The following is a 7,740-nucleotide window of genomic DNA, read 5'->3' on the forward strand; positions in this document are numbered from 1 at the left end:
GCCAAGCGCCTAATACGGAAAAACCCTGTAGACTCTGTCTACAGGGTTTTTTTCGTTTGGGGCTTTTGATGGTGATGTCCTGCTTGAGCTGAGGATAAATAAAGCGCCACGCAGTGGCCATCCTTCAATGCGATAGGCAGGAGTGGAAGTGTCCTATGGAGCAGATACATATTTGGTAAATAGTAATTCAATACATCTCAATTTTACCGAGGTCCAGAAAAATCCTTAAATACTCTATTTATAAGTTTTTCATTTTATCACCTTAAAAAATATTCACTTAATATAATAGCTAACTAATACTACGGCAATTTTTCATATCAAAGTGATCTGTTATACAGTTATATATCAAATAAAATGACTGCATAGCTACGTAAACGGCACCTACCTTTTAACCGTTATCGTGACCCTGTAAATATTTCTGTTAATATTTTGTTTGTAAAATGTTAAAAAACTGCCATTCATTTAAGTTGTTTATTAAAAGTTATTCCTCATTTTTCTGTCAATTCCCATGGTGGATTCAACATTAAAGGGCCCTATATTATAATTAAACCTAGATCGCAGAATTATGCTTAATGAACTAGTTTGTTTAATTTAATATAAATTGATCACAACCTATTAACTTATTAATAATATTTAAATGTGATGGACTTCGTTTTAAATGATTATCGACATTAGTAATGTTTGTTTTAAATGTATTTTGTATGTATTTTGAATGTGTTTTGTATTCTGAGTTAATAGAAATTTTATACACTCTATTGAGTTTAACTGATAATGAGGGCTCAACTGGTTAATTAATTATTTTGTATCGTTACGATATGAATACCGTTTGATAAAAGATGATCGCAATATTATTAAACAGACATAGCTTCTAAATTTCAGTAAAAGTAATGAAACCACTGATTACAGTAACGAGTACCTATGATTATTGAATGAATTACGAAGCTTGTTTGGGTTTTCATAAATATGAAAAAAAGACGAATTGGAGGTGCTTTAAACTCAAAATTTTTTTTAAATTTTTGTATTACATTGGTGCAGTTGCTCTATCAAGTTACTTAAATTAAGTAAAAAATTAATTTTCTGAGCAAAAAGAAGAAAAATAAAACTAATAACCAAATATAACAGTTAGTTATATTGTATTTTTCTCGTGTAGTCTAAATAAAATTTTACGGGTAATGAATTGGTGCATTTTATGCTCCTAATTCAAAATGGATGTAAATCGTATTCATATTATAAGTGATTTGAATTCGAGTTATTAATGTTGATCAATAAAGATAAGGATAATCTATGAAATCTATTTTTAAAATAGCAGCAATAACAGCTGCCAGCGTTATTTCTACTTCTGCTATATCTGCTACTCGATGGGATATGGCTACACCTTACGTAGATGCCACACACCATACTCAGAATATTCGTCAGTTTGCAAAGGATGTAAACGCAGCAACTAATGGAGATTTTGAAATCATCGTACATGCTGGCGCTTCTTTGATTAAACATAAAGAGATACCAAGAGCAGTTCGCACCCAACAAGTGCCGATAGGGGAAGTATTTATTGGGATATTAGGTAATGAAGATCCTATCTATAAACTTGATAACCTCCCTTTTTTAGCAACTAATTTTACTGATGCAAAAAAGTTATACGAAGTATCAAAGCCAATTATTGAAGCAAAACTAAACAAAAATGGATTAATGTTATTGTATTCTGTGCCTTGGCCTCCTCAAGGTGTTTACAGTAAAGAGCCACTAACTAGTATTGATAGTTTTAAAGGTGCAAAACTACGTGCTTATAGTTCCACCCTATCCCGTTTAGCCGTTTTACTTGAAGCTTCTCCAACAACGGTTCAAACCGTTGAAATTCCGCAGGCATTTTCAACTGGTATTATCGATATGATGATCACATCACCCACTACCGGCGTGAGTAGCCAGTCTTGGGACTATGTTGACAACTATACGGATGTACAAGCGTGGATCCCTAAAAATATGGTGATTGTTAATAAACGTTCATTCAAACGATTAGATAAATCGATGCAATCAGCATTGTTAACTGCCGCGGCTGCCGCTGAAAAGCGTGGTTGGGAATTGGCGATTAATGAAACTGAAATTAAAAATAAAGAGTTAATGGAGCATGGGGTTAAAGTTGTAGATCCAAATCCTGAATTAATCAAAGCACTTACCGCTGTAGGTGATCAAATGTCACAAGAATGGGCTGAAGAGGCTGGTGCAGAAGGTAAAGCGCTTCTTGCTGAGTATCAGTAATAAATAACGCCTTCAGTAACGTTTTACTTATTAAACGTTACTGTTGTGACTATATTCTACCCATCCCTCAGAGAATGTTAGTTAAATATACGTTTATATCCTGAGTAAAAATTAATCCCTATATTTTTTTATTGTTTACTGTAGGAGTATTCTCGATGAGAACTTTATTGAATCGAATATATTTAATCACTGGTGCATTATCGGGGTTATGTATCATCGCTATCTGTTGCATTATTCTTGCTCGAGTAATGGGTCGCTGGGTGGGGATTGAAGTGCCTTCTAGTGATGATTTTGCTGGTTTTTTACTTGCCGCTTCTAGTTTTTTAGGGTTGGCTTATACCTTTCGTGAAGGTGGACATATTCGAGTGAGTTTATTCACCTCAAGATTACCACTTGTCATTAACAAATGGGTTGAAAGAATTATTTTAAGCTTAGGCTGCGTTTTAATTCTTTATCTTACTTGGCAACTTGCCTACTTTGTTTATGAATCTTATCTATTTGATGAATTATCTTCAGGTTATGTGCCTATCGAGCTTTGGCTTGTTCAGTTGCCTTTAGCTGTGGGCATGATTATTTTTTCTGTGGCAATTATTGATCAAACCTTTTGTCATTTGTTTTTTGGTGAAGAGCTACCAAAATCTGAAGAGGAAGTATTAGCTGAAAGTGCTCCGATTGATTTATCGCAAACTAACTCATTAAATAAAGGAGCGTAAATTATGAATGAGATAACTATCGGCTTTATATTAATTGGTATTTTATTTGCACTGTTAGCCAGTGGGGTTTGGGTTGCTTTTACTTTGATCGCTGTTTCTATCGCAGGTCTTATGATGCTGGGTAACGATAATTTTGGATTGCTTTATACCACATCAACTTGGGGGGCTGTATCAGATTGGTCGTTAGCTGCATTACCGCTATTCATTTGGATGGGTGAAATACTCTTTAGAACACGTTTATCAAAAGATCTATTTGAAGGTTTAACCCCCTGGCTAAGTAGAGTTCCAGGGCGTTTACTGCACGTTAATATTTTAAGTTGTGGTATTTTTGCTGCTGTTTCTGGTTCATCTGCCGCAACGGCTGCCACCATTGGTAAAATGACTCTGCCAGAATTAAAGCGTCAAGGATATGATGACAAAATGGCGATAGCGACTTTAGCCGGTTCAGGTACGTTAGGTTTACTTATTCCTCCTTCGATAATTTTAATCGTATATGGCGTCGCAGCAGAAGTGTCTATTGGGCGTTTGTTTATGGCGGGAGCCTTACCAGGTTTGATGTTAGTGATCATGTTTATGGGATACACTGCTTATTGGTCATCAAAGCATGGTGATGGTATTGCGCAACAAACCAAACAATATTCCTGGAAAGAAAAGTTTTCTTCCTTATTACGTTTAATACCCGTTAGTGTACTTATCTTATTTATTATTGGCTCTATTTACGCAGGTTTAACAACGCCCACGGAAGCAGCTGCATTTGGTGTGCTTGGATCTTTAGTACTAGCATTAGGTAGTGGTTCACTAACTTTTAATAGCTTTACTGAAAGTTTAATGGGGGCGGTGAAAACCTCATGCATGATTATTTTCATTCTAGCTGGGGCTGCTTTTTTAACAATGGCAATGGGGTTTATTGGTATACCAAGAATGCTAGCTGAAAATATAGCATTACTTAACTTGTCTCCTTATACCTTATTATTTTTACTGACTATCATGTTTGTTATTTTAGGTTGTTTTTTAGATGGTATTTCAGTTGTAGTACTCACCACTTCCGTTGTTCTCCCAATGGTTATTGAAGCTGGAATAGATCCTTTATGGTTTGGTATTTATATTGTTCTGGTTGTAGAAATGTCACAAATAACACCACCAGTGGGATTCAATTTGTTTGTTATTCAAAGCTTAACTGGACGAGATATATTGTTTGTTGCTAAAGCTGCTCTGCCATTCTTTTTCTTATTGGTTGCAGCTGTATTTATTGTCACCGTATTCCCTGAAATCGTAACCTGGCTTCCAAACTCAATGTCGAAAGGATAAATATATGCCCAAGCAAAAAAATAAGCCAACATCTGAGCACTTACCTATTTTGTCCTCTTCTCATTTAGTGGGTGAAAATGGGCTTGCGTTAAGTGAATTTGAATATGGATTAACCATGGTACACAACGCATTCCAACGTTGGACTCATTTATGTAGCAACGCTTGCGATCAGAATTTAAGTTCTTTGGATATTTTAGTGATTCATAATGTTTATCACAGAAAGAAGCCTAAGCGCATCACTGATGTAGCATTTACCCTAAATGTTGACGATACACATAACGTCTCATATTCAATAAGAAAAATGGTAAAAACTGGCATGCTTCAACATGAAAAAAGAGGCAAAGAAACATTTTATAGTGTGACTGACGAAGGTGAAGCCTTCTGCTTAGAGTATGCAAAAATTAGAGAAAAATGTTTAGTTCAAGCCTTAGAGCATATGTCTATCGACGATTCATTAGGGGAAACTGCTAAATTGATGAGAACGCTATCTGGTTTGTACGCACAGGCATCTCGAGCCGCAAGTTCTTTATAGCTGGTAGCCAGTATTGCTGATAGTTAATCGATGACTACAATTTAAATTTATTCAGGGGAATATAAATGCTTATTAATTGTGATATGGGTGAAAGTTTTGGTATCTGGAAGTTAGGTCAGGACGAACAGATCATGCCTTTCGTTGATATGGCGAATATAGCATGTGGTATGCATGCTTCAGATCCAAGTGTTATGTTACGAACAGTTCGTTGTGCAAAAGAACACGGTGTTCGTATTGGCGCACATCCTGGTTATGCAGATTTACAAGGTTTTGGTCGTCGTTTTATTGATATGCCATTGACTGATTTACAAGCGTTATTTATTTACCAGCTAGGCGCATTACAGGGAATTTGCAAGAGTGAAAATACCGCATTAAGTTATGTTAAGCCGCATGGTGCTCTTTATAATGCAATGATGAAGTCTGACGATATTTTTGTTGCTTTATTACAAGCACTTGCTAAATACGATGCAAAATTACCATTAATGGTGATGGCAGTTCCTGATTTTGCGCGTTATCAAAAATTTGCCTCTGAATACGGTATTACATTACTTTTTGAGGCCTTTGTTGACCGCACTTATCAAACAGATGGACGCTTAACGCCAAGAACTGAAGCCAATGCATGCCATACGAATTTAGAAGATATTTGTGATCAAGCCGTTCGTTTATTTAAAGAGCAATGCGTAATAAGTAAAGATGGAACAAGGGTCAGCATTAAAGCAGATACCTTGTGTATTCATGGAGATGGTGAATTGGCGGCTGAGATAGCAGAGGTTTTAAAAGCGAGATTGGCAGAATGCAAGTAAACCTTGTTAATGAAAATAGTGTCATTATCTACTTCTCCGATACCGTTTGTGCTGAAACAACCGATGAAATTACCTATGCTTGTCAGTTATTCAGATCTGAACTTAACTATACTCTTTCAGATATAGTGCCATCTTATACATCTATTCTACTTAGTTGTAATTTGCGTAAAACTGGATTACAAAATTTTGTAATCAATGTGCGTCGAGTACTAAACCAATTAGGTAATGTAGGTCTTACTAATCTGGTGCGTAATAAAATTGTACTACCTGTTTATTATGGTCAAGAAGTCGCACTTGACCATCGAGATGTCAGCTTATATACAGGCTTAGCATTTTCTGAAATAGTTAAACTACATACAGAAGAATGTTACCGAGTATTTGCAATCGGCTTTACACCTGGTTTTGCATTCTTAGGCAATACCCCAAAGCAAATGACAATACCTCGTAAGGCAAGCCCAAGGCTTAACGTTCCTAAAGGAAGCGTTGCGATAGCGGATAGGCAAACAGCTATTTATCCTAGTCAATCGCCTGGTGGTTGGCAAGTGATAGGGCGCACTCCAATAGATCTACTTGATGACTCAGAAGAGTGTTTAAGTAAATTTGCAATGGGTGATGAAGTCCGTTTTGAATCTATTGATAAACAAACCTTTTTGGCAATGGGTGGCCAACTGTAAATAAAAGAAGGTAAAAATTATGGCATTAGATATTGTTCAAGCAGGGCCATTAAGCTTATTGCAAGATCTTGGTCGCTATGGTTATCAAGATGTAGGTGTTACTCCGGGTGGAGCAATGGACACCCATGCCTTTCACTGGGCGAATAAATTACTAAATAATCCAGCTAATGCTGCACAAATTGAAATTACCATGGGGCCATTTAAAGCCTGCTTTAAACAAGCAACTAGTTTTGCATTATGCGGAGCAGATGTTGTTGCAACGTTAAATGGAAACAAAATTATACCTTGGAGTTCGTGGTTTGCTAAAGCAGGAGATATATTAGAAATTGGATATCCAAGGCAAGGGTTACGTAGTTACCTTGCGGTTAGTGGAGGTTTTTTTTGTCCTAAAACTTTTGGTAGCGTCAGTACTGTGATGCGAAATAAACTAGGCGGATTAAGCAAAAAAGGCAGTAAAGTAGCCAATGGCGATATAATACCTTTTATCGCAAAGGTTCAGCCTCATACGCGCAAAGTCCCTCAACAATTTATTCCAGAATACAAAAGCGTCATTAATATAGGTGTTTTAACTACATATCAATTCCACCAATTTAGTACTGAGGCAAAAAAAACATTCTTTAATGAATTGTATACGGTAACCTCAGAGATTGACCGAATGGGCTATAGATTGAAAGGCAAGCCAATTGAATTTGCTCAGCAGAGTTTCGTTTCTGAAGGTATTGCGTTGGGTGCTATCCAAATTCCAGCTAATGGACAACCTATTATATTAATGCGTGATCGACAAACCATTGGTGGATATCCCAAAATGGGATGTGTTTGCAATAGAGACTTAAATATTGTTGCACAAGCAACACCTGGTACTCAGATTCGCTTTTTTGAACAAGACTTATATGAGGCAGAAGCTGATCTTCATCAAGAGCAGCATTATTTCTTTAAGGGGAACAATGATGCGGACTATTCAAATATCGATTAAGCATTGATTTTTTCTAAAAACAGAAATATAGGCATTGAATCCAAGAGTAGTTAAAGTAATAACTTCTTAAATTATTGCGGTCAATCTAAAGTATTTTGTAAAAACAAATGAAATAAAAAATTATCGAAGAAGTCATGTTCCTAATTCCAAGCATAAAAGTCACAATTTTGAGTGAAATACCCACGCTTTGTTGGTTAATTAATCACTCAGTCATTTAATTGAAATAAACACCATAAAAGACTTGCCAATGCTTCAGCGATCCCTATAATGCGCCCCACAGACACGGGATGTAGCGCAAGTTACTAACCAAGTCCGAACCAACAAACTCCTAGAGTTTGAGCCAACAAAAACTTTTAAAATAATTTAAAATAAGATGTTGACAAGGTTCAAGGTTAGCGTAATATACGCCGCCTAGCCGCAAGGCACGCTCTTTAACAATTTAATCAAACAATCTGTGTGAGCACTTGTTGTTGATGTGATTTCA

Annotated in this window: 7 protein-coding genes; all 7 read left to right on the plus strand. The window is 36.2% G+C overall.

All coding sequences use genetic code 11. The features are described 5' to 3' along the window. The first annotated feature begins 1,284 nt into the window (after positions 1-1,284). The 7 genes from H5084_RS18845 (at position 1,285) to H5084_RS18875 (ending at position 7,256) form a co-directional block, all read left to right on the plus strand. Positions 1,285-2,253 carry a TRAP transporter substrate-binding protein gene (locus H5084_RS18845; protein WP_182692180.1) on the plus strand — a complete coding sequence of 323 codons (969 nt, stop codon included), beginning with the start codon at positions 1,285-1,287 and terminating at the stop codon, positions 2,251-2,253. Between the two features lie 155 nt (positions 2,254-2,408). Further along, complete coding sequence (locus H5084_RS18850; protein WP_028868847.1) at positions 2,409-2,966, plus strand: TRAP transporter small permease; 558 nt, start codon at positions 2,409-2,411, stop codon at positions 2,964-2,966. 3 nt (positions 2,967-2,969) lie between these two features. Further along, complete coding sequence (locus H5084_RS18855; protein WP_028868846.1) at positions 2,970-4,274, plus strand: TRAP transporter large permease; 1,305 nt, start codon at positions 2,970-2,972, stop codon at positions 4,272-4,274. 4 nt (positions 4,275-4,278) lie between these two features. Next, positions 4,279-4,806, plus strand: coding sequence for a winged helix DNA-binding protein (locus H5084_RS18860; protein ID WP_028868845.1), 528 nt, complete (start codon positions 4,279-4,281; stop codon positions 4,804-4,806). Positions 4,807-4,871: 65 nt separating this feature from the next. Continuing rightward, positions 4,872-5,609, plus strand: coding sequence for a 5-oxoprolinase subunit PxpA (locus H5084_RS18865; RefSeq protein WP_182692181.1), 738 nt, complete (start codon positions 4,872-4,874; stop codon positions 5,607-5,609). Further along, complete coding sequence (locus H5084_RS18870) at positions 5,600-6,283, plus strand: allophanate hydrolase subunit 1 (RefSeq protein ID WP_182692182.1); 684 nt, start codon at positions 5,600-5,602, stop codon at positions 6,281-6,283. Before H5084_RS18865 ends, H5084_RS18870 begins: the two co-directional genes overlap by 10 nt. A 19-nt stretch (positions 6,284-6,302) precedes the next feature. Beyond that, complete coding sequence (locus tag H5084_RS18875; RefSeq protein ID WP_182692183.1) at positions 6,303-7,256, plus strand: biotin-dependent carboxyltransferase family protein; 954 nt, start codon at positions 6,303-6,305, stop codon at positions 7,254-7,256. Positions 7,257-7,740 lie beyond the last annotated feature (484 nt).

The organism is Psychromonas sp. SR45-3 (assembly GCF_014163575.1).
GTDB classification, from domain to species: Bacteria; Pseudomonadota; Gammaproteobacteria; order Enterobacterales; family Psychromonadaceae; genus Psychromonas; species Psychromonas arctica.